Source organism: Lentzea sp. NPDC060358 (genome assembly GCF_042725365.1).
Lineage (GTDB): Bacteria > Actinomycetota > Actinomycetes > Mycobacteriales > Pseudonocardiaceae > Lentzea.
In genome coordinates this window covers 1-19,167 of record NZ_JBHXCW010000003.1, presented here as the reverse complement: position 1 = coordinate 19,167, position 19,167 = coordinate 1, and the positions used below count along the sequence as shown (strand labels likewise).

General features: G+C 69.9%; 21 protein-coding genes. 11 read left to right on the top strand and 10 right to left on the bottom strand.

The genetic code is table 11. The features are described from left to right. Positions 1 to 22 precede the first annotated feature (22 nt). The gene (locus ACFWGZ_RS01040; RefSeq protein ID WP_382449391.1) at positions 23 to 781 is read left to right on the top strand and encodes an SDR family NAD(P)-dependent oxidoreductase; all 759 of its coding nucleotides are present in this window, start codon (positions 23 to 25) and stop codon (positions 779 to 781) included. Here ACFWGZ_RS01040 and ACFWGZ_RS01035 read toward each other — a convergent pair. Beyond that, positions 778 to 2,421: a TM0106 family RecB-like putative nuclease gene (locus ACFWGZ_RS01035; RefSeq protein ID WP_382449390.1), complete on the bottom strand. Its 1,644-nt coding sequence runs from the start codon at positions 2,419 to 2,421 to the stop codon at positions 778 to 780. The genes ACFWGZ_RS01040 and ACFWGZ_RS01035 overlap by 4 nt on opposite strands. An 83-nt stretch (positions 2,422 to 2,504) precedes the next feature. Here ACFWGZ_RS01035 and ACFWGZ_RS01030 point away from each other — a divergent pair, with 83 nt between their 5' ends. Next, positions 2,505 to 2,939, top strand: coding sequence for a DUF6474 family protein (locus tag ACFWGZ_RS01030; protein ID WP_382449389.1), 435 nt, complete (start codon positions 2,505 to 2,507; stop codon positions 2,937 to 2,939). Here the strand turns inward: ACFWGZ_RS01030 and ACFWGZ_RS01025 are convergent. Continuing rightward, the gene (locus ACFWGZ_RS01025; protein ID WP_382449388.1) at positions 2,917 to 4,587 is read right to left on the bottom strand and encodes a BCCT family transporter; all 1,671 of its coding nucleotides are present in this window, start codon (positions 4,585 to 4,587) and stop codon (positions 2,917 to 2,919) included. The genes ACFWGZ_RS01030 and ACFWGZ_RS01025 overlap by 23 nt on opposite strands. Before the next feature lie 59 nt (positions 4,588 to 4,646). Here ACFWGZ_RS01025 and ACFWGZ_RS01020 point away from each other — a divergent pair, with 59 nt between their 5' ends. From ACFWGZ_RS01020 to ACFWGZ_RS01005, 4 genes are read left to right on the top strand one after another with little or no spacing between them, the layout of a single operon-like run. Further along, positions 4,647 to 5,162, top strand: coding sequence for a hypothetical protein (locus tag ACFWGZ_RS01020; protein ID WP_382449387.1), 516 nt, complete (start codon positions 4,647 to 4,649; stop codon positions 5,160 to 5,162). Between the two features lie 50 nt (positions 5,163 to 5,212). Further along, positions 5,213 to 5,947 (top strand): YcnI family protein, encoded by a 735-nt coding sequence (locus ACFWGZ_RS01015; protein WP_382449386.1) that lies wholly within the window; start codon positions 5,213 to 5,215, stop codon positions 5,945 to 5,947. After that, positions 5,944 to 6,480 carry a copper resistance CopC family protein gene (locus ACFWGZ_RS01010; protein WP_382449385.1) on the top strand — a complete coding sequence of 179 codons (537 nt, stop codon included), beginning with the start codon at positions 5,944 to 5,946 and terminating at the stop codon, positions 6,478 to 6,480. Before ACFWGZ_RS01015 ends, ACFWGZ_RS01010 begins: the two co-directional genes overlap by 4 nt. Next, on the top strand, positions 6,477 to 7,496 hold the full coding sequence (locus tag ACFWGZ_RS01005) for a copper resistance D family protein (RefSeq protein ID WP_382449384.1): 1,020 nt from the start codon (positions 6,477 to 6,479) through the stop codon (positions 7,494 to 7,496). The genes ACFWGZ_RS01010 and ACFWGZ_RS01005 overlap by 4 nt, the downstream gene beginning before the upstream one ends. Here ACFWGZ_RS01005 and ACFWGZ_RS01000 read toward each other — a convergent pair. After that, positions 7,489 to 8,322: a LysR family transcriptional regulator gene (locus ACFWGZ_RS01000; RefSeq protein ID WP_382449383.1), complete on the bottom strand. Its 834-nt coding sequence runs from the start codon at positions 8,320 to 8,322 to the stop codon at positions 7,489 to 7,491. The two genes, ACFWGZ_RS01005 and ACFWGZ_RS01000, sit on opposite strands and share 8 nt — an antisense overlap. A gap of 88 nt (positions 8,323 to 8,410) precedes the next feature. On the opposite strand from ACFWGZ_RS01000, the gene ACFWGZ_RS00995 reads away from it, so the two are divergent. Next, positions 8,411 to 9,130 carry an SDR family oxidoreductase gene (locus ACFWGZ_RS00995; protein ID WP_382449382.1) on the top strand — a complete coding sequence of 240 codons (720 nt, stop codon included), beginning with the start codon at positions 8,411 to 8,413 and terminating at the stop codon, positions 9,128 to 9,130. A 100-nt stretch (positions 9,131 to 9,230) separates the two neighbouring features. Here ACFWGZ_RS00995 and ACFWGZ_RS00990 read toward each other — a convergent pair whose 3' ends face one another. Further along, the gene (locus ACFWGZ_RS00990) at positions 9,231 to 9,512 is read right to left on the bottom strand and encodes a hypothetical protein (RefSeq protein ID WP_382449381.1); all 282 of its coding nucleotides are present in this window, start codon (positions 9,510 to 9,512) and stop codon (positions 9,231 to 9,233) included. Between the two features lie 152 nt (positions 9,513 to 9,664). Beyond that, on the bottom strand, positions 9,665 to 11,044 hold the full coding sequence (locus ACFWGZ_RS00985) for a helix-turn-helix domain-containing protein (RefSeq protein ID WP_382449380.1): 1,380 nt from the start codon (positions 11,042 to 11,044) through the stop codon (positions 9,665 to 9,667). Positions 11,045 to 11,261: 217 nt separating this feature from the next. Between ACFWGZ_RS00985 and ACFWGZ_RS00980 the strand changes: the two genes are divergently transcribed. After that, on the top strand, positions 11,262 to 11,525 hold the full coding sequence (locus ACFWGZ_RS00980; RefSeq protein ID WP_382449379.1) for a hypothetical protein: 264 nt from the start codon (positions 11,262 to 11,264) through the stop codon (positions 11,523 to 11,525). A 13-nt stretch (positions 11,526 to 11,538) separates the two neighbouring features. Next, the gene (locus ACFWGZ_RS00975; protein ID WP_035909125.1) at positions 11,539 to 11,898 is read left to right on the top strand and encodes a hypothetical protein; all 360 of its coding nucleotides are present in this window, start codon (positions 11,539 to 11,541) and stop codon (positions 11,896 to 11,898) included. A 365-nt stretch (positions 11,899 to 12,263) separates the two neighbouring features. On the opposite strand, the gene ACFWGZ_RS00970 is transcribed toward ACFWGZ_RS00975, so the two are convergent. The 4 genes from ACFWGZ_RS00970 to ACFWGZ_RS00955 are packed head-to-tail and all read right to left on the bottom strand — an operon-like array spanning position 12,264 to position 15,774. Beyond that, a complete protein-coding gene (locus ACFWGZ_RS00970) occupies positions 12,264 to 12,506 on the bottom strand; it encodes a three-helix bundle dimerization domain-containing protein (protein WP_382449378.1) in 243 nt (80 codons plus the stop codon). A gap of 40 nt (positions 12,507 to 12,546) precedes the next feature. Further along, positions 12,547 to 13,329 carry an SDR family NAD(P)-dependent oxidoreductase gene (locus tag ACFWGZ_RS00965; RefSeq protein WP_382449377.1) on the bottom strand — a complete coding sequence of 261 codons (783 nt, stop codon included), beginning with the start codon at positions 13,327 to 13,329 and terminating at the stop codon, positions 12,547 to 12,549. After that, complete coding sequence (locus ACFWGZ_RS00960) at positions 13,329 to 14,486, bottom strand: MFS transporter (protein WP_382449476.1); 1,158 nt, start codon at positions 14,484 to 14,486, stop codon at positions 13,329 to 13,331. The genes ACFWGZ_RS00965 and ACFWGZ_RS00960 overlap by 1 nt, the downstream gene beginning before the upstream one ends. 40 nt (positions 14,487 to 14,526) lie before the next feature. Then, positions 14,527 to 15,774, bottom strand: a complete 1,248-nt coding sequence (locus tag ACFWGZ_RS00955; RefSeq protein WP_382449376.1) for a GH1 family beta-glucosidase — start codon at positions 15,772 to 15,774, stop codon at positions 14,527 to 14,529. Between the two features lie 82 nt (positions 15,775 to 15,856). Between ACFWGZ_RS00955 and ACFWGZ_RS00950 the strand changes: the two genes are divergently transcribed. After that, complete coding sequence (locus ACFWGZ_RS00950; RefSeq protein WP_382449375.1) at positions 15,857 to 16,501, top strand: TetR family transcriptional regulator; 645 nt, start codon at positions 15,857 to 15,859, stop codon at positions 16,499 to 16,501. Between the two features lie 8 nt (positions 16,502 to 16,509). Here the strand turns inward: ACFWGZ_RS00950 and ACFWGZ_RS00945 are convergent, their stop codons facing one another. Beyond that, positions 16,510 to 17,691: an amino acid deaminase/aldolase gene (locus tag ACFWGZ_RS00945; RefSeq protein WP_382449374.1), complete on the bottom strand. Its 1,182-nt coding sequence runs from the start codon at positions 17,689 to 17,691 to the stop codon at positions 16,510 to 16,512. Positions 17,692 to 17,779: 88 nt separating this feature from the next. Between ACFWGZ_RS00945 and ACFWGZ_RS00940 the strand changes: the two genes are divergently transcribed. Further along, positions 17,780 to 19,066: a D-arabinono-1,4-lactone oxidase gene (locus ACFWGZ_RS00940; RefSeq protein ID WP_382449373.1), complete on the top strand. Its 1,287-nt coding sequence runs from the start codon at positions 17,780 to 17,782 to the stop codon at positions 19,064 to 19,066. The last annotated feature ends 101 nt before the right edge of the window (positions 19,067 to 19,167 follow it).

The following is a 19,167-nucleotide window of genomic DNA, read 5'->3' as shown; positions in this document are numbered from 1 at the left end:
CCGCTTCGAGGAGGGTGCAGGCATGGAGATCTCGGGTACCGCGGCCATCGTCACCGGTGGCGCGTCCGGCCTCGGCGGCGCGACCGCGCGAGCGCTGGCGGCACGAGGAGCGCAGGTGTTCGCGCTCGACCTGCCCGCCGCCGTCGAGAAAGCCGAAGCCGTCGAGAACGTCACCTACCTGGCCGCCGACGTGACCTCGGGCGAAGAGGTCCAGGCGGCCGTCGACACCGCCGCCGGCTCCGGTGCGCCGCTGCGCATCACGGTGAACTGCGCGGGCATCGGCCCGTCGACCCGCACGGTCGGCAAGAGCGGCCCGCACGACCTCGACCTCTACCGCAAGGTCGTCGAGGTCAACCTCATCGGCACGTTCAACGTGCTGCGCCTGGCCGCCGCCGCCATGGGCAAGACCGAGGAGCTGGAGCACGGCGCCCGCGGCGTCATCATCAACACCGCCTCCATCGCCGCGTTCGACGGCCAGATCGGCCAGGTCGCCTACGCCAGCTCCAAGGGCGGCGTCGTCGGCATGACCCTCCCGGCCGCGCGCGACCTGTCGTCCGTCGGCATCCGCGTGCTGACCATCGCCCCCGGCATCGTGGACACCCCGATGCTCGCCACGGTCTCTGACGAGTTCCGCGCGGGCCTCGCCGCCGGGGTGCCGTTCCCGAAGCGCCTCGCGCAGCCCGCCGAGTACGCGCAGCTCGCCGTGTCGATCGTCGAGCACGACTACCTGAACGGCGAGGTCATCCGGATGGACGGCGCCCTCCGGATGGCACCCCGCTAGAGGTCCCCCGCGTACGGCAGCCGGTCCATGGCGTCCGAGGTCATCCACTCGCGCAGGCGGTGGGTGGCCAGGACGTCGTCCTCGTTGTACTCCAGCAGCCGCTGCCGCTGCGCGACGTCCAGCGGATCGCCGTTCAGCCCCACGGCCGCCCGGTACCAGCGCATCGAGTTCTCGCCGCCCGCCTCCGGGTCGCGCCACGAGAAGCCCGCGACCGGGGCGATGATCTTCAGGCCCTTGCCGTGCGCGCACAGGAACTGTTCGCGCACGATGCCGAAGAGGTCGACCCAGGAGTCGGAGTTGATGAACTCCTTCACCTGCGCGATGGTCGGGATACCGGGCTTGCCCGCGAAGCGTTCCGCCGAGGCGAGGAGCCAGCGGTTCTCGGCCAGTTCGTTGTAGCAGTAGGCCTTGAACGACAGGCCGCGTGCCTTGGCGCGCAGGCGGATGCCGGTGAGCCAGGTCCAGAACTCGGCGAACGAGCGGGCCTCGTCGTCGCACGGCAGCCCGTCCCACGTCACGAAGGCGCGGTAGCCCTGCGGTTCGTCGATGTCCTTGCCGGACAACAGGCAGCCCCACATGTAGGCGCCCAGGTCGCCAAAGCTCTCCATGTCGACATCGACCTCGACGTCCGCGCGTGGCACGTCCATCTCCGGCACGCGGCGCACCAGGGTGAGGTCGCGCAGCCACGCGCGGGCCAGCACCACGGCGTCGCCGAACGGCATGCCGACGAGCTGGATCGGGCCCTCCGCGCGGGGGTCCAGCTCCGCGAGCTCGTCCACTGTGGACAGGCCGATCCTGCGCAGCGCCACGGCGTCCTCGCCGCGCACGACCAGGCTGACGTCCCTGCCCCGCTTGAGATCGCTGTCGCAGGTCGGCCACCAGGGACACGTCTTGCAGTCGACGATCCGGGACGGGCGGGCCAGCGGTTCGTTCTGGTTCGCGGCCGCCAGCGCCACGGAGAGCCGGTCGGAGAACCGCGCGTCGTACTCGGCCAGCGCCGTGCGGCCGCCGGGCCACGTCGGGGCCTCGAGGTCGTGCCACAGCACGACGTCCGCGTCCATGCCGATCACGCCACCGGTCGCGCGGCCGACGCGGGCGTGCCCCGCGGCCTGCAGCTGGCGCTGGGCGTGGGCCAGCCGCAGCTGGTCGCGGGGCTGGGGGCGGACCTTGCGCAACGGGTCGGTGCGGCTGCCGCCGGGCAGCGGCATGGTCAACGGGCTCGTCTTCGCGCCGTGGCCGGGGTCGGTGATCTTGTGCCGGACGACGAGCACCGGCACGTAGCCGGTGGTGTCCTTGACCAGCAGGTCGATCCCGCCGCGCCGGCCACCGCGCGGATCGCGCGGCAGGGCGGCACCCCAGATGTAGGGCGCGCCCATCTCCATCGCCTCGAGCGTCACGCGTTCGCGGTCGGCGCTGCGCACGTCCGGGCCGTTCGGCACCTCGAAGAGGTTCGAGCCGACGATCCGGCCGAGCGCGTCGGCCACCGCGCGGCGGTGGTTCGCCGCGTCCGCTTTCCGTTGTTCCGAAGCCGGATCCGGCGCCGCTGTGGGAGCGTCGCGCATCTCCGGATCGTTTTCGAGGTGCACCCGCCGCCGACAACGAGTGACCACGCCGGCGTCTAGCTGCACCTGGGAAGTCACAGGATGCAGGGTATGTCGCGCGTCGGGGGGATGTGTCGGCAACCTGCACAGTAAGTTCGTCGTGACGGAGGAGGAGTACCCGAATGGCGCGCAAAGCGAAGGCGGGCTTCACGCCCAGCCGGGCGAAGAACCTGGTCGGTGTCGCGAAGGTGGTGGCTCCCGCGCTCATTCCCGTGCTGGCCCCCGTGATCGCCCGCGGAGCTGGGGTTTTGAGCGAGCAGTACGACCGGTACCGGGCCCGCAGGCTCGGCATCGACGTCGCCGACGTGGGCAAGTACTCCGGTTACGGCGCGCGCCTGCACGCGCGGATCGTCGGTTTCGCGGAGTCGCTCGAGACGGTGCGAGCGGCTGATTCCGATTGGGTTTCGAAGACCGAGGCGCGGCTGGCGCAGTTGCTCGCGGCGGTGCGCGCGTCCGAGCGCATGCCGACGGCCCGGCGCAAAGCCGCGCACCGGGCCGTCGGGACTGATCTGGAGATGCTCGAGCAGGACCTGCTCAGGCGTCTGAACGTGCGCTGACCTCCGGGGTCTTCGGGGTGACCTGGGGGGTCTTCCCGGTCACCTCGGCCACGGCCTTGACCGCTGCCTCCTCGACCACCTCACCGGGGTCGAGGTGGGCGGTGACCTCCTCCATCACCTCGGCGACGCGTTCCTCGCGCTTGATCATCGGGTCCGAGCGCAGGTCCTTGGCGAGCGAGAAGCACAGGCCGACCATCACGACCATGAACGGCAGCGCCACGATGATCGTGAGGTTCTGCAGGCCGGTCAACGCGTTCGAGCCGCCGACGAGCAGCATGACCGCCGCCACGGCACCGGTGAGCACGCCCCAGAAGATCACTCCGGGCTTCTTCGGCTCGATCGTGCCCTGCTGCGAGAGCGTTCCCATCACGATCGACGCGGCGTCCGCGCCGGACACGAAGAAGATCGCCACCAGGACCATGACCACGACGCCCGCGATGGCCGCCAGCGGGAACTGGTCGAGCAGCGAGAAGAGCTGCGACTCCGGCGTCGACTGACCGGCGAGATCGACCCCGTTGCGCTGTTCGAAGATCGCGGTGCCACCGAGGATCGCGAACCACACCAGCGACACCGCGGACGGCACCAGGATCACACCGGCCACGAACTGCTTGATCGTGCGGCCGCGGGAGATGCGCGCGATGAACATGCCGACGAACGGCGTCCAGGAGATCCACCACGCCCAGTAGAAGATCGTCCAGCCGGACAGCCAGGTCTCGGTCGCGTCACCACCGGAGGCGGCGGTGCGGCCGGCCATGTTGGCGAGCTCGCGGAAGTAGTCGCCGAGCGCGGTCGGCACCAGGTTCAGGATGAAGATCGTCGGCCCGACCACGAACAGGAACAGCGCCAGCACGACGGCCAGCACCATGTTCGTGTTCGACAGCCACTGGATGCCCTTCGAGACACCGGACACCGCCGAGGCCACGAACGCCACGGTCAGCACGGCGATGATCGCGACGAGCACGCCCTTGCCGACGTTGTCCGCCCAGCCGGCTGCCTGCAGCCCGCTGCCGATCTGCAGGGCGCCGAGGCCGAGCGAGGCGGCCGAGCCGAACAGGGTCGCGAAGATCGCCATCACGTCGATGGCGCGGCCCCAGCCGGAGGCGGCGCGGCGGCCGAGCAGCGGGGCGAACGCGGAGCTGATCAGCGAGGACCGGCCGCGGCGGAAGCTGCCGTACGCGATGGCGATGCCGACGACGGCGTAGATCGCCCACGGGTGCAGCGTCCAGTGGAAGAGCGTGGTGGCCATCGCGGTCTCGAGGGGGTCGCCCTCGGTGCCGGGCGGCGGCTTCACGTAGTGGGTGAGCGGCTCGTTGACGCCGTAGAACATCAGGCCGATGCCCATGCCCGCGCTGAACATCATCGCGACCCAGGACACGGTCTTGAACTCGGGTTTCTCGTCGTCCCGCCCGAGCGGGATCTTGCCGTAGCGGCTGAACGCGAGCCACAGCGCGAAGACGACGAACCCGGAGGCCGAGATCACAAAGGCCCAGCCGAGGTTCTGGATGATCCAGCCCAGAGCAGCCTTCGAAGCTGCCGCCAAGCTGTCGGTGCCGACGATCCCCCAGGTCACGAATGCAAGCGTGAGACCTGCGGCAACGCCGAACACAACCCGGTCGGTACGGCCCGGCCTGTCGCATTGAGCGGTCATGCGGCCCGGGCTACCCGGCCGTGGACCTGTCCAAACTCCTCCGATTACCCTCAATCCTCGTGAGTACACGGACCAGCGGGATGCGCACCCTTCGGGGTACGGCGCTGGCGCTGACGTCCGCGGCTCTCACGATCACCGCCCACGGGCTGGGCGGTGGCGAGCTGAGCGAGTTCGTCCACGCGGTGCCGCTGGTGGCGCTGATCGCGTTCGCGGCGGCCTCCCTGGCCGACAGGCGCAGCGGGAAGCTCTCGGTCGTGGCCGGGCTCGGCACGGCCCAGCTCGCGCAGCACCTGCTGCTCACGTGGGTCGGCCACGACCACACGACCACGCTGACCTGGCCGATGTTCGCGGCGCACCTCGTCGCCGCGACGCTCACCGGCCTGCTGCTGTTCCACGCCGAGACCGCCCTGTTCAGGCTGGTCGCCGCCGTCACCCGCCTGATCCCCCGCAGGCTCACGCCGCTGCCCGCCACCCGGCCGCTGCGGACGTTCACCAGCACGCCGTACGTCCGGAACGCGCACTTCCTGGACATCACGCGCGCGAATCGGCGGCGTGGCCCGCCCTGTGCCTCCTGATCATCCGTATCCCCTGCTGGAACCCCTTTGGCATCAGGAGCCACAACTTCATGTCGACCAACCGATTCGGCGTGCGCGTGCTCGCCGTCACCGCCGTCGCCGGGTTCGCCGTGCTCGGCATCCCGGCCACCGCATCCGCCCACGTCAGCGCCCAGCCCGCGGAGTTCACGCAGGGCGGCCGCGCCACGTTCGCGTTCCGCGTCCCGAACGAGCGGGACAACGCCGGCACCACCAAGATCGAGGTGACCCTCCCGCAGGACACCCCGCTCACGTCGGTGCGCACGAAGCCGCTCGCCGGCTGGAAGGCCGAGGTCGTCAAGGGCAAGCTCGACAAGCCCGTGACGGTCGGCGGCAAGGAGATCACCGAGGCGTTCAAGTCCATCACCTGGACCGCCGACCCCGGTGTGAAGATCAACGTCAACGAGTACCAGGAGTTCTACGTCGCCGTCGGCACCCTGCCCGAGGGCAAGGACAAGCTGGAGCTCCCGACCAAGCAGACCTACGAGAGCGGCGAGGTCGTGGACTGGTCCCAGCCGACCGGGGCCGACGGCAAGGAGCCGGAGCACCCGGCGCCCGCGCTGAAGCTCGCCCCGAAGGCCGCCGGTGCCGACGAGCACGGCCACGGCACCACGCCGGCCGCCAACGCCGCTACCGACACGCACGAGGCGTCCGCCGCCGGTGCCGACTCGACCGCCCGCTACCTCGGTGGCGCCGGTCTGGCCGTCGGTGCGCTCGGCCTCGGCTTCGGCGTCGGCGCGATCCTGCGTTCGAGGCGCAAGGCATGAAGCGCGCTCTGATCGCGTTCCTGTTCGCTGGTGCGGCCGTGCTCGCCACGGCCGCCCCCGCGGCGGCCCACAACGCGCTGATCAGCAGTGACCCGAAGGACAAGACCTCGCTCGAGGCGGGTCCGGCGAGCGTCACGCTCACGTTCGACCAGGACGTGCAGGGCGGTCAGGGCATCAACACGATCTCGGTCGTGGACGCGAACGGCGGCCACTACGAGGTCGCGGGCGACCCGACGATCAGGGACAACGCGGTCTCCGCGAAGGTCAACGCGCTCGGCAAGGCCGGCGAGTACAAGATCGGCTACCGCATCCTGTCCGCGGACGGCCACCCCGTGTCCGGTGAGCTGACGTTCACGCTGACCAAGGACGGCACGGGCACGCCGACCACCCCGGCGACCGCCGACACCGCGTCGAGCGGCGGGGACTCCGGCGGCGGCCTGCCCGTCTGGGTGTGGATCGTCGGCGCCGTGGTGCTGCTCGGCGGCGGTGTGTTCTTCGCCCTGCGCGGCGGTGGCGGGGGCGCGAAGGCATGAGCGAGGTCCGTACCGCCGTCGCCACCCACCACCGCGTGCTCGCCGGGCTCGTCCTCGGCGCGCTCGCGGGCATCGCGCTCGGCTTCGTGCTGGCACCACCGTCCGTGGTCGCCGGGGTCGTCGACGCGGGGGCGGCGGTCCGGTACGGCCTCCCGGTCACCCGTGTGCTGCTCGACGTCTCGGCGACGATCGTCGTCGGGCTGTCGGTCCTGCCGAAGCTGCTCGGCTTCAGCAGGCCCGCGCACACCGAACCGGTCATGCGGATCGCCCGGCCGGCCGCGGTCGCCGCCGCCGCCGTCTGGGCCGTCACGGCGCTGCTGTCGATCGTGCTGCAGGCCGCCGAGCTGCGGCCGGGCAGCGACGTGAGCATCGGCAACGCCGTCGACTACGTCGCGACGGTCGGCGCCGGCAAGGGCCTGCTGTTCAGCGCCTCCTGCGCGCTCGTCTACGTGCTCGTCGGCGTGATGGCGGTGCGCAGCGGTGAGTCCGTGCCCGCCGAGCTGCGCGTCCTGATCTCGATGTTCGGGCTGCTGCCGATCCCGGTGACCGGGCACGCCTCCAACTGGAAGTACCACGACTACTCGATGGTCTCCATGGAGCTGCACATCCTCGCCGCGGCGGCGTGGACCGGCGGGCTCGGCGCGTTGATGGCGCTGGTCGTCCACCGCAAGGGCCTGCTCGCGATCGCGCTCCCGAAGTTCTCGAAGATCGCGACCGTCTGCCTGGTCGTGGTCGCGGTGACGGGCCTGTTCAACGGCGTGCTGGAACTCGTCCTCAACCCGGTCGTGCCGTTCCTGGAGTCGCTGTTCACCACCGGCTACGGCCTGCTGCTGCTCGGCAAGATGGTGTGCACGGCGCTGATCGCGCTGCTCGGCGCGCACATCCGGTGGCGGCTGCTGCCGCGGATCTCCCAGCACGAGGTCACCGCGATCGTCCAGTGGGCGGTGCTGGAGGTGACGATCATGGGCGTCGCGTTCGGGCTCGCCGTCGTGCTGAGCAGGGCGCCCGTCAGCTGACGCCCGTCGCGACCCCGACGAGGTCGGCGAGCGCGCGCGACCGGCTGTGCGGTGGCCACGCGAGCACCGTGGTCACCCTCGGCGCGTCCACGATGGGAATGGCGACCAAGCCCTCCGCGCGTCCCGTGGCGACGCCCTCCGACATCGCCGCGACGGCTCTGCCCAGTTCGATCATCTGGAACAGCTGCGTCAGGTTGCGCACCTCGATGCCGGGGCCGTCCGGGTAGGTGCCGTCCGGACGGGGCCAGCGAACTCCGTCGGCCAAGCCCGAGACCTCGGCCATCCGCAGCCGGGACGCCCCCGCGAGCCGGTGCGTCGACGGCATGACCGCGACCTGCGCCTCGGTCCGCAGCACCTCGACGTCGAGGCCGTCGGTCGGGTCGTAGGGCTCGTGCAGCAGCGCTACGTCCGCCCGTCCGTCGAGCAGCGGCACATGGGTGTTCGACTCGCAGAGCAGCAGCTCGACCTCGACGGCGCCGGGTTCGGCCGCGTAGGCGTCGAGCAGCTTGGCCAGCACCTCGGAGGACCCGCCCGCCTTGGCCGCCAGCACCAGCGACGGCCGGTCGGTGGCCGCGTTCCTGGTCCGGCGTTCGGCCGCCGCGACCGCACCGAGGATCGCCGTGGCCTCGGCCAGCAGGGTCGTGCCGGCGCCGGTCAGCGCCACCTTGCGGCTGGTGCGCGTCAGCAGTTCGACGCCGAGGCGGTGTTCGAGCTGGGCGATCGTGCGCGACAGCGGCGGCTGGGCGATGCCCAGCCGCTCGGCGGCACGGCCGAAGTGCAGCTCCTCCGCGACCGCGACGAAGTACCGGAGCTCTCGGGTCTCCACGACGTCCAAGGTATCCATACCGGCCGGGTATCGCCGCGACACCGAAGTGGTGTTGGTCGCGGCGGCGGTGCGGACGACGATCAAGTGCATGAGCGAGAAGACGATTGCGCTGGTCACCGGCGCGAACAAGGGAATCGGCTACGAGATCGCGGCGGGGCTTGCGGCGGTCGGCATGACCGTCGGCGTCGGGGCGCGGGACCCGCGGCGCGGCGAGGAGGCGGTCGCGAGGCTGCGGGCGAACGGCGCCGACGCGTTCCTCGTGCCGTTGGACGTGACCGACGACGAGAGCGTGGCCGCCGCCGCGAAGCTGTTCGAGGAGCGGTTCGGGCACCTCGACGTGCTGGTCAACAACGCGGCCGTCGCCGGGCAGTGGCCCACGGCGCCGTCCGCCACGACCCCGGAACTGCTGGAGGTGGTCATGGACACCAACGTGAAGGGCGTCATCCGGGTGACCAACGCCCTGCTGCCCCTGCTGCGCCGATCCGCACGGGCGCGGATCGTCAACCAGTCGAGCCACCTGGCGTCGATGGCGCTGCAGACCTCGCCGGACCCCGCCTACGGTGACGTCGACGGGGTCTACACCCCCTCGAAGGCGTTCCTCAACGCGTTGACCGTGCAGTACGCGAACGAGCTGACCGGCATCAAGGTCAACGCCAGCTGCCCCGGCTACGTCGCGACGGAGTTCAACGACTTCCAGGGGCACGAGACGCCGGCCAACGGCGCGAAGATCGCGATCGAGCTGGCCACCCTGCCCGACGACGGTCCGACCGGCGGCCTGTTCGACAGCGCCGGGACCGTGCCCTGGTAGGCCCTCGGGCGGCACGGCGAATGTTCAACGTGAAACATCCACAAAATCCGACACACTCGGTGAGTGGTCCGGTGAGCGCGACGAGCTGCGCGCGGACGGCCTAGTCGGTGATCAGTCGCGCTGAAGATTCTTCGCGCATTCGGGCCAGCCGGTTCATCGTCCGCTGGCCGCGGCGGTCCAGCTCGCGGTTGTCGATCCAGCCGTTGGCGTAGTAGCGGTAGTCCTGCGCGAGCGCCACCAGCTCGGCGAGGTAGTCGGCGGACCGCCGCCTTCGTTCCTCGTCGAACGCCGCCAGCAGCGGCAACTGGGTGTCCACCACCTCGTCGAGCAACTGCGCGGACCGCAGCGCTCTCCTGGAACGCCACCTCCGTGTAAGGCTCACGCGCCGCACCTCGTCCTTCGCCCCGACCTGCCGCACCTTAGGCGTGGATTGCACGCCCGTCGATGCTGCATTCGTGTGTGGAGGCGCTGGCGTTACCGCTTCGTGTCCCACGCCATCCGAAAGGGGTGCTATAGGTCCCAAACGAGACGAGATCAGGCAGCGGAGTCGGCTCCCGTGAAGCGGGCGACGCGGTCGGCGAGCTCGCGGGCCTCGGGGTTGTTGCGGCGCTTGTCGGCCTCCTGGCGCAGGGGCTCCATGCGCTGCTTCGTGCGCACCGACTTGAGGCTTTCCGACAGGTCGACGGCCTGGCGGCCGATCTTGGCGCCGTGGTCGATGTCGCCCTCGAGCAGGTGGTTGATCGCCATCGACGTCAGGTTGAACGACCGGCTGCGGGCGTACTCGTCGCCGAAGTTGTTGATCGCCTTGGACAGCGCGGGGATCGCGGTCCTCGTGTACTTGGCGTCCACCGTCTGGGCCAGCTCGGTGTGCACCGTGCCGATCATCGACGAGAGGTCGATCTCGTTGAAGAACTTGGCCCAGGCGGGGGCCTCGGCGACGTTGGCGCGCGAGAACTCGTCGCGCGCCCGGCCGAGCAGCTTGAGCGCCTGCTCGTCGGAGCCCATCTTCGCGTAGGCCCAGGCCTCGTTCGCGCAGAGGATGCCCACCGCGAGCTCCGAACCGGAGTTCTGCGCGGCCAGCTGACCCAGCTGGAACACCTTGAGCGCGTCGTCCGGCGCGTTCTGGTGCAGGTAGACGCGGCCCATGCGGTACAGGATGTTCGCCATGAGCGCCTCGTTCTCGCCCTGCTTGGCGAGGTCGAGCGCCTGACCGAAGTGGTTGCGGGCGGAGTCCATCAGGCCCGTGTCGAACGACGTCCAGCCGGCGAGGTTGTGCAGGTCGGCCAGCGCGACGTAGAGCCGCTGGCGCACGATGTCCGTGGAGCTCGCACCGAGCATCTGCTGTCCCCAGGACAGCTGGGCGACCACGGCGTCGCGGCAGGAACCGCCGCCGTACTGGTAGTCGAGGGCGCGCAGTGCTCGCGTCGCCGCTTCGACCTGGCGGACATCGGTCATGCCGATGCGGCCAGGAGCCGGAGTCTGTGTGGGGTGGGAGACCCACGACCCGGAGTCCGCTCCGAACACGGCCGCGCCGACTGTCACGGCGGCGGCGTGCGCGAGGAACTTCCGACGCTTCACCGACTCGTCCTCCTCAGGATGGGGTGAGTCCGCGGTCGCGGCCACCCGTACTGCCGTTGTCTCGTCATAGGCGAGACCCATGTATCCACGTGGGACACCCAGGCCGATGGCGATCCTGGTCAGGACGTCGTAGGCCATCACCTGACGTCCCTTGAGGATCTCCGAGACCTCGGACTGCGACTGCCCGGTGAGCGCCGCGATCTGGCGCTGGGACACGCCGTGCCGGCGGAGCAGCCGGTAAACCGAGCTGATCTCCCGCCGTGCCAGTGCGTCCCGCATCTCCTGCTGGTCCCACACCTCGGCGGGAATAGGAGAGCTCTGGGAAGTCGTGTTCATCGCACCCTCGCAGTCCGTTGGGCGTCATCGGCAGACTAGGGGCAGGTCCCCGAGCCCGAGAAGTCCTCTTCGGCGGGGCTGATCGGCCCTGCCGAACACCGCTTACCGCTCACCGTAAGACTCCCACCGGTCAGCGCTGTGACGTCCCGTTCCGACATGAATCATCGCAATCTGGAGTCCGGTAAGCGAGTGAGCACGGAGAGGAACGGCCAATCAGATGGACAGCTCCTCCACGTACTCCACCTCCATTGTGGAGACGGGTGACACCGACTCCACATGGCGCGGCACGACCGGGCACCGTCGGACGTGGCAGATCAGCTGCGGCGACGTGGTCGAGAGGGACCGCCAGCTCACGGTGAAGGTGGTTCAGGGCCAAGTGGTCCTGGTAGGGCCACCCGGTGAGACGGCAGTCTTGTCCCACGACCAGCTCGTACAGCTCAGGGCCGCGCTACGCGAAGCCGCCGACCAGGCGGAAAGGTGACGGTGACGTTTCGATGGACGCGATCCTCGGACAGGTTCTTCGCAACGCTGTGTGGGAACGCCTCGACCTGCTCACGGAGCTGGCGAGCCGCGCAGACGCCCCGTCCCTCCTGTCGGTGGCTCGATCCGAGCTCCCTCGGCTGACCGAGGGATGGCGTGCTCTGCTGGCAGCGCACGAGCCGGACGAGAAGGGCAACTGCCCCGAATGCTCCGGCCGCTGGCGCCAGCAGAAGTCACCTTGCTCGGTGTGGCGCGCCGCGTACGAACACCTGGTTGCGGGCGGACTCGCCCCGCGCCCGGCTCGCCACCTGCGCGAGGCCCCGGTGACCCCTCCTGTCACCCGGACCCGCCGCGCGGTGGCTCGAGCCCACTAACGGGCGTTTGCGACCGACCTGGCGTCCCCCCGACACGACCAGGTCTGCAAACCGCCTACTGACCGGGGTCCGCGATGTGCGAACCCCCGACCGCGACATCGCGGGCCCCGGTCAGCTTCACAACTCCACAGATTCCCGCGGGCCGGTGACGTGCACCCACCCTCCCCGACCGTCGTCGGCCCGCGGTCACCAACCACGGCCCCTGTCTGCGCCTCCCGCGCAGGTGGGGGCCGTTTTCACGCTCGCGCAAGGGTCCCCCCGCGAAGGGGAACCCTTGCTGAAATTCTTCCAGCCCGCACCGACAGGTCCGGGTCGAGATCGCGAGTTGTCCACAGCCCCGTGTGGATGAATCCACAGCCGGAGCGTCAGGCCTCCTCGAGCTTCTGCTCGGCCGACCGCGCCGCGAGGATCGGCAGGAACGACTCGATCCTGGCCCGGTCCGCGATCTCGTCGTAGGCCTCGCGCACAGCGCCCTGGACGGCCTCTTCGTCGTACTGGTCGCCGACGCGGCGGCGCACCTCGGACTCCGCCTGGCGCAGCTGGTCCTCGGTGTTCGCGTGCAGGCCGTGCGGGTCCCGCACCCGGTGGCCGTCGATCATCCCGGTCATGGTGTCCTCCCTCGGTTCCGTGACCGGGGAATTCCCACTCTCAGCGGTGCGTACCCGTCCGCCACGCCAGGTACGAGGTCAAGCCGGGGAAGAGCCGGCCGGAGATCTCGAACGCCTTCAGCTGCCACGGGAAGAGGTGCTCCGCGCGTTCCCCGACGACGGCGTCGACGATGGCCCTGGCCACCCGTTCCGGGGTCACCGACGGGATCATCAGCCGTGCGATCGCGGGGATCCGCTCCTCGGAGCCGGGGTTGTTGGCGAAGTACTCGCTCGACACCTTGCCCGGGACGACCTCGCTCACCCCGATGCCGGTTCCGCGCAGGTCGAGGCGCAGTGACGCGGTCAAACCCCGAAGCGCCCAGCGGGACGACTGGTACCCGGTGCAGCCCGGGATCGGCAGGCGCGAGACCGGCGAGTTCACGGTGACGATCCAGCCGGACCCGCGCGCCCGCATCGCGCCCAGGTACTCCCTGGTCAGCAACAACGCCGCCAGGTACGGCACGGCGGTCATGGTCTGCAGCTCGTCGGCCGTGGTGTCGTCGAGGAACAGCCAGCGGCCCACGCCCGCGTTGTTGACGAGCACGTCGGGGGCCGGCACCTCCTCGGCGAGCGCGCGGATCTGCGCGGCGTCCGCGAGGTCGGCCACGTGGGCCGACGCCGAGCCGCCGAAGTCCTTGATCCGCTTGACCTGCTGATCGAGCAGTTCGGCGCTTCTGGCCACGAGGTGGACGTGTGCGCCGTGCGCGGCGAACCGGAACGCGGTATCGGCCCCGATCCCCTGCGACGCCCCGGTCACCAGGACGTTCTTGCCGGACAGCTGCATCAGACCACCGATCGCACTCGACTGATCACCCAGGCCGCCAGCCCCGTCGCCAGCGCCGATGCCGCGAAGAGACCCCGGTAGCCACCGAGGCCGGTGAGGATCGCGGAAGCCAGCAGAGGTGCCACTGCCTGCGGCAACGCGTTGGCGATGTTCAGCACGCCGAGGTCTTTTGCCCGATCGGTCGCGGAGGGCAGCACCTGGGTGAGCAGGGCGATCGCGACCGCCGTGTAGATGCCGAAGCCGACGCCGAGCAGCGGCGCCGCGACCAGCGCGCTGACCCACGTCGGCCACACGACCAGCAGCAACGCCGCGAGCGCCATCACGAACGAGGCCAGGTAGACGTACGGCTTCCGGCGGCCCGTTCGGTCACTTCGTGCGCCGAACAGCACCGCTCCTGCGGTGAGCGCCACCCCGTAGAGCGCCATCAGCTGCAGCAGGCCCTGGTCCGGTGACGGGTGCTTCACCACGTCGCCGAGGAAGAACAACAGGTACAGGGTGCCGAGCGCGTTGCCCAGGTTGATCATGAAATGCCCGAGCCACGCCCACGCGAAGTCGGGGTGCTCGCGCGGGGAGATCCAGAGCGTGAGCCGCACCGGTTTCCGGACCAGCTGGGTGTCCGGGGTCATCAGCACGAACAGCAGCGCCCCGATGACGACGACCGCGGCGCACGCCAGGTAGCTGCGCGGCAGGTCGTCGACCACCACCACCAGGACTCCGCCGGCCACGGTGCCGAGCATCTGGCTGATGCCGATCAGCCCGCCGACCTGCGCCCGCTGCCCGACCGGCACCCGGTCGGGCACGGTCGACGTCAGCGCGGCGAGCATGCCGCCGATCCCGGCCTGCACGAGCGACCAGCCGAGCGTCATGACGGCGACCGACGGCGCGTTGGCCAGCACGACGAGGCCGACGGCGCCGAGGACGGACCCGGCCAGCGTCCACGGGTGGCGGCGGCCGAACCGCGAGGTCGTGCGGTCGGACAGCACGCCGATCAGCGGCACGACCAGCATCGTCACCACCGCGCCGACGCCGGTGACGACGCCGAACACGACGACCTTGTCCGCCCTGTCCAGCATCTCGGCCTGTTGCGGCAGGAGGATCTGGATCGGCGCGTAGATCGCCATCCACAACCCGAGGTTCGCGACGAACAGCCAGGCCATCCAGCCCCGGCGAACCGGGACGACCGGTTCGGTCAGCACGTCACTCACCGCGGATCACCTCGCGGTACCAGTGGAACGAGTCGCGCGGCGTGCGGACCTGGGTGTCGTAGTCGACGTGGACCAGGCCGAAGCGCTGCGAGTACCCGGCCTCCCACTCGAAGTTGTCGAGCAGCGACCACACGAAGTACCCGGACACGTCCGCGGCCCGCGCGGCCTTGAGGTGTCCGTCGAGGTAGGCGATCCGGTCTGCGTCCGCGATCTCGTCCGGGAAGCTGCACCCGCTCTCGGTGACGTACACCGGCGGCAGGTCCGGGTACCGCTCGCGCAGCGCCGAGATCATCTCGGTCAGCCCGGACGGCACGACCGGCCAGCCGAACCCGGTGCGCGGGAACTCGTCGATCTCCACCAGTTCGAACGGCAGCGGGTTGCCCTCCGACGGCGCCCTCAGCCGCGTCGGGTTGTAGTAGTTGACGCCGTAGAAGTCGAGCGGACGGTGGATGACCTGCATGTCTCCGTCCCGGACGGGCAGCAGGTCCGCGACTGCGTCGGGATATCGGCCCGACAGAAGTGCGTCCGCGTACAACCAGTTGTGGATTTCGCCGTAGGCCTCGGCTGCTGCTACGTCGTTCGGCGTAGCGGGCCAGGCCGGCGTGTGGTTGTTGGCCGTGCCGACGGCCTGCGCGCCCGCCGACCGGAGCACCTCGACGGCACGTCCGTGGGCGAGGTTGAGGTGGTGGGCGGTCGGCAGCGCGTCGAAGAGCAGCGTCTTGCCGGGGGCGTGCTCGCCGATCGCGTAGCCCTGCAGCGTCACCATCGCGGGTTCGTTGATCGGGATCCACATCTTCACCCGATCGGCGAGCCGGTCCGCGACGAGCGCGGTGTAGTCGGCGAACCGGTCGGCGATGTCCCTGGTCAACCAGCCGCCCTCGGCTTCGAGCGCCAGCGGCGTGTCCCAGTGGTAGAGCGTCACGACCGGGGCGATGCCGACGTCGGCCAGCTCGTCGACCAGGCGGTCGTAGAAGTCGAGGCCCTCGGTGTTGGCGGGGCCCTTGCCGGTGGGCTGGATCCGCGGCCAGGCGATCGAGAACCGGTAGGCGTTCACGCCGAGCATCGTCATCAGCCCGACGTCCTCGCGCCACCGGTGGTAGTGGTCGCACGCAACGGACGCGGTGTCGCCGTCGTGTACCGGAGTGAACTCGTCCCACACGGAGGGGCCTCGGCCGCCAGCGTCGAACGCGCCCTCGATCTGGAACGCGGACGTCGACACTCCCCAAAGGAAGTCGCTCATCGATCCTCCAAATGTGAAACTTGTTCGGATCGTAGGCGTGTTGACAGGTTCAGGGAAGTGAAAAGGCCGTGCAACGGGCAAGATGGAAGAACCCGAACTACTGGGAGTCGCCGTGACGAGCACCACCCCGCTTCGCCGTCAGCCCGTCCAGCAGCGCAGCGCCAAACGAGTCGAGCGCATGCTCGAAGCCTGCGCGACTCTCATCGACGAGGTGGGCTACGACGGCGTCACCACAACGCTCATCGCGGAGAGAGCGGGTGTGGCGGTCGGTTCGCTGTACCAGTTCTTCCCCGACAAGAGAGCCGTGGTGCAGGCGCTGACCCTGCGCAACGTCGACAAGTTCTCCCAGGGCATCACCACCAAGCTCGAGCAGGCGACGCTCGAGCACTGGTGGGACGCCGTGGACACGGTGTTCGACGTCTACGTGACGATGCACCGCGAGATCCCCGCGTTCGGCAGGCTGCACTTCGGCGACGTCGTGGACATGCGGCTGCTCGACGACCGCCGGGACAACAACGCGGTCATCTCGGACAAGATCTCCGAGCTCATCTCGGGCAAGTTCAGCATCCCGATGGGCGAGGTGGGGCTGCCCATCGCGATCGCCGTCGAGGCCGCGGACGCCGTGCTCAAGATGGCGTTCCGCAACAACCCCAACGGCGACCCGGAGATCTTGGCCGAAGCGAAGGCGCTGGTCAGGGGCTACCTGTCGTCGCGACTGCCCGAGTAGGGGCCGTCCTAGCCGAAGTTGCGGCGCTCGCCGCGGTAGGTCGGGACCGTGCGCTCGACGCGGTCCCCCCGCACCAGGTGGACCTCGTCGAAGCGCTCGAAGAGCTCGCCCGCCTTGGCGTGCCGCATCCAGACCCGGTCGCCGATCTTCAGCAGCTCCGCGGCCTTGCCGGTGACCGGCGTCTGCACCTCGCCGGCGCCTTCGAGGCCGAGGGTCTTCAGCCCCTCCGGCAGGTACGGCGACGGCTGGCGGTCGGGCGTGGGCGTGCCGGAGGCGATGTAACCGCCGGCGAAGAGCGTCGCCGTGCGCCTGGTCGGCTTGCGCACGACGGACAGCGCGAAGAGCGCCGCGGGTTCCGGCTTGAACGACTGGTAGGCGTCGAAGAGCGTCGGCCCGAAGAGCCCGCTGCCCGCCGCGAGCTCGGTGACCGACGGGTCGGACCCGGTCAGCTCCAGGCTGCCGGTGCCGCCGCCGTTGACGAACTCGAGGTCCGCGACCTGCCTGACAGCGTTGACAACGGCCGTCCGGCGCTCGACCAGCTCGGGCCCGGACTTGCGCTGGATGAACCGGATGCCGATCGCGCGGAACGGCTGACCGGGCGGGTTGTCGCCGAGCCCGGCGATCTGCCCCTCGTAGGCCATGATCCCGACGAGCTGGAACCCGGCCCGCCGCACGATCCGCCCGGCGAGGGCCTTCGCCTGCTCCGGCGTGTGGATGGATGAGCGCCGCGGCCCGATGTGGACACCCGGCACCGGCCGCCACGACACGTCGAGCTCCAAGCAGACCCGGAGGTCGGCGTGCGGCCCGACGACGGAGTCGACGAAGTCGAGGTGCTCCAGCGAGTCGACCATGATCGTGACCCGCTGCCGCGCGACCTCGTTGGCGGCGAGCTTCTGCAACGCCGCCCGGTCCGCCGTCGGGTACGCGACCAGCAGGTCCTCGCTGACGTTCTGCTCGGACAGCCACAGCGCCTCGGCGAGCGAGTAGCACATGACCCCGGCGTACCCGGGCCGTTCGAGCGCGCGGCTCACCAGGTCGCGCACCCGGATCGACTTGCTCGCCACCCGGATGGGATGACCGGCAGCACGACGGGCGAGGTCCGCCGCGTTGTGGTCGAAGGCGTCCAGGTCGACGATCGCGAACGGAGGATCCAGGTCCTTCGTAGCGGCGTCGAGTCGAGTTCTGCGCATGCTCTGACGGTACGTCGTGAACCCTTGAAACGTGAAGAGCTTTCACTTACGTTACTCGCAGGTCACACTCTCCAGTGGAGGTACGCGCGTGTGGACGAACTGGGCTAAGACTGCGTCCTGCACCCCGGCGCGCGTGGTCCACCCGTCCAGCACGGACGAGATCGCGGCAGCGGTCACCGCGGGCAGCCGAGTCAGGGCGAGGGGCAGCGGCCACTCGTTCAACGACATCGCGGTGGCCCCGGAGACGGCGCTGGACCTCGACCGCTGGATCGGAATCGTACGCGCGGACACCGAAACCGGCCTGGTGACGGTCCGCTCCGGCACTCCCCTGAGCGCCTTCAACGCGGACCTGCACCGCCTGGGCCTGGCCATGCCGAACCTGGGCGACATCGACGCCCAGACGGTGGCCGGCGCCGTCTCGACCTCCACCCACGGCACCGGCGCGAAACTGGGCGTCCTGGCCACCGCGATCGAGGCCCTGGAACTGGTCCTGGCCGACGGTTCGGTAGTCACCTGCTCCCGCACGGACCGCCCGGACCTCTTCGCCGCGGCCCGAGTGGGCCTGGGCGCACTGGGCGTCATCAGCACCCTGACGCTGCGCTGCGTACCGTCGTTCGTCCTGCAGGCGTCGGAAACCCCGGGCCGCCTCGACGCGGTCCTGGAACAGTTCGACGACCTCTGCGCGGTCGAGGACCACGTCGAGTTCCACTGGTTCACCCACTCGGACCGCGTGATCCTCAAGCGCAACAACAGGATCACCGACCCCGCCCGCCCCCTCTCGAAGCTCCGCCAGAAGTGGGAGTACGAGGTGATGGAGAACGCCGCCTTCGGCGCGGTGACGAAGGTCGCGAAGTCGTTCCCCCGCCACACCAAGCGCCTGAACGAACTCTGCGGAGCCCTGATCTCGGAACGGTCCTATTCGGACTACTCCCACAACGTCTTCGTGACCCCGAGGCGAGTCCGCTTCGTGGAGACCGAGTTCTCCATCCCGCGCGAAACCCTGCTGGACGTCATCGGCGAACTCAGGGCAGTGGCGAACAAACTGGGCGCCCGCGACCACCTGATCGTCCCCTGCGAAGTGCGGGTGGCCCAGGCGGACGACATCTGGCTCTCAACGGCCAACGGCAGGGACACCGCCTACATCTCCATGCACCAGGCACTGGGCATGCAGTACAAGACCTTCTTCGACGCCTACGCGAGCATCGCCGCACAGGTGGGCGGCCGCCCCCACTGGGGCAAGATGCACAACCTGACGGCAGACGAGCTGCGCCCGCTGTACCCGCACTTCGACGACTTCCTGGCAGTAAGAAACGAAGTGGACCCCAACAAAACCTTCACCAACGACTACCTGGACCGGGTGCTGGGCAGCAGTTGATCGAGGGCCAACGGCCCGAGAAGACCGGAGCAAAGCTCCGCGCGGTGGGTGCCCCGTCACGAGTCGCGCCTCAACTCTTGCTGCACCTGAGGGGTGAGGTC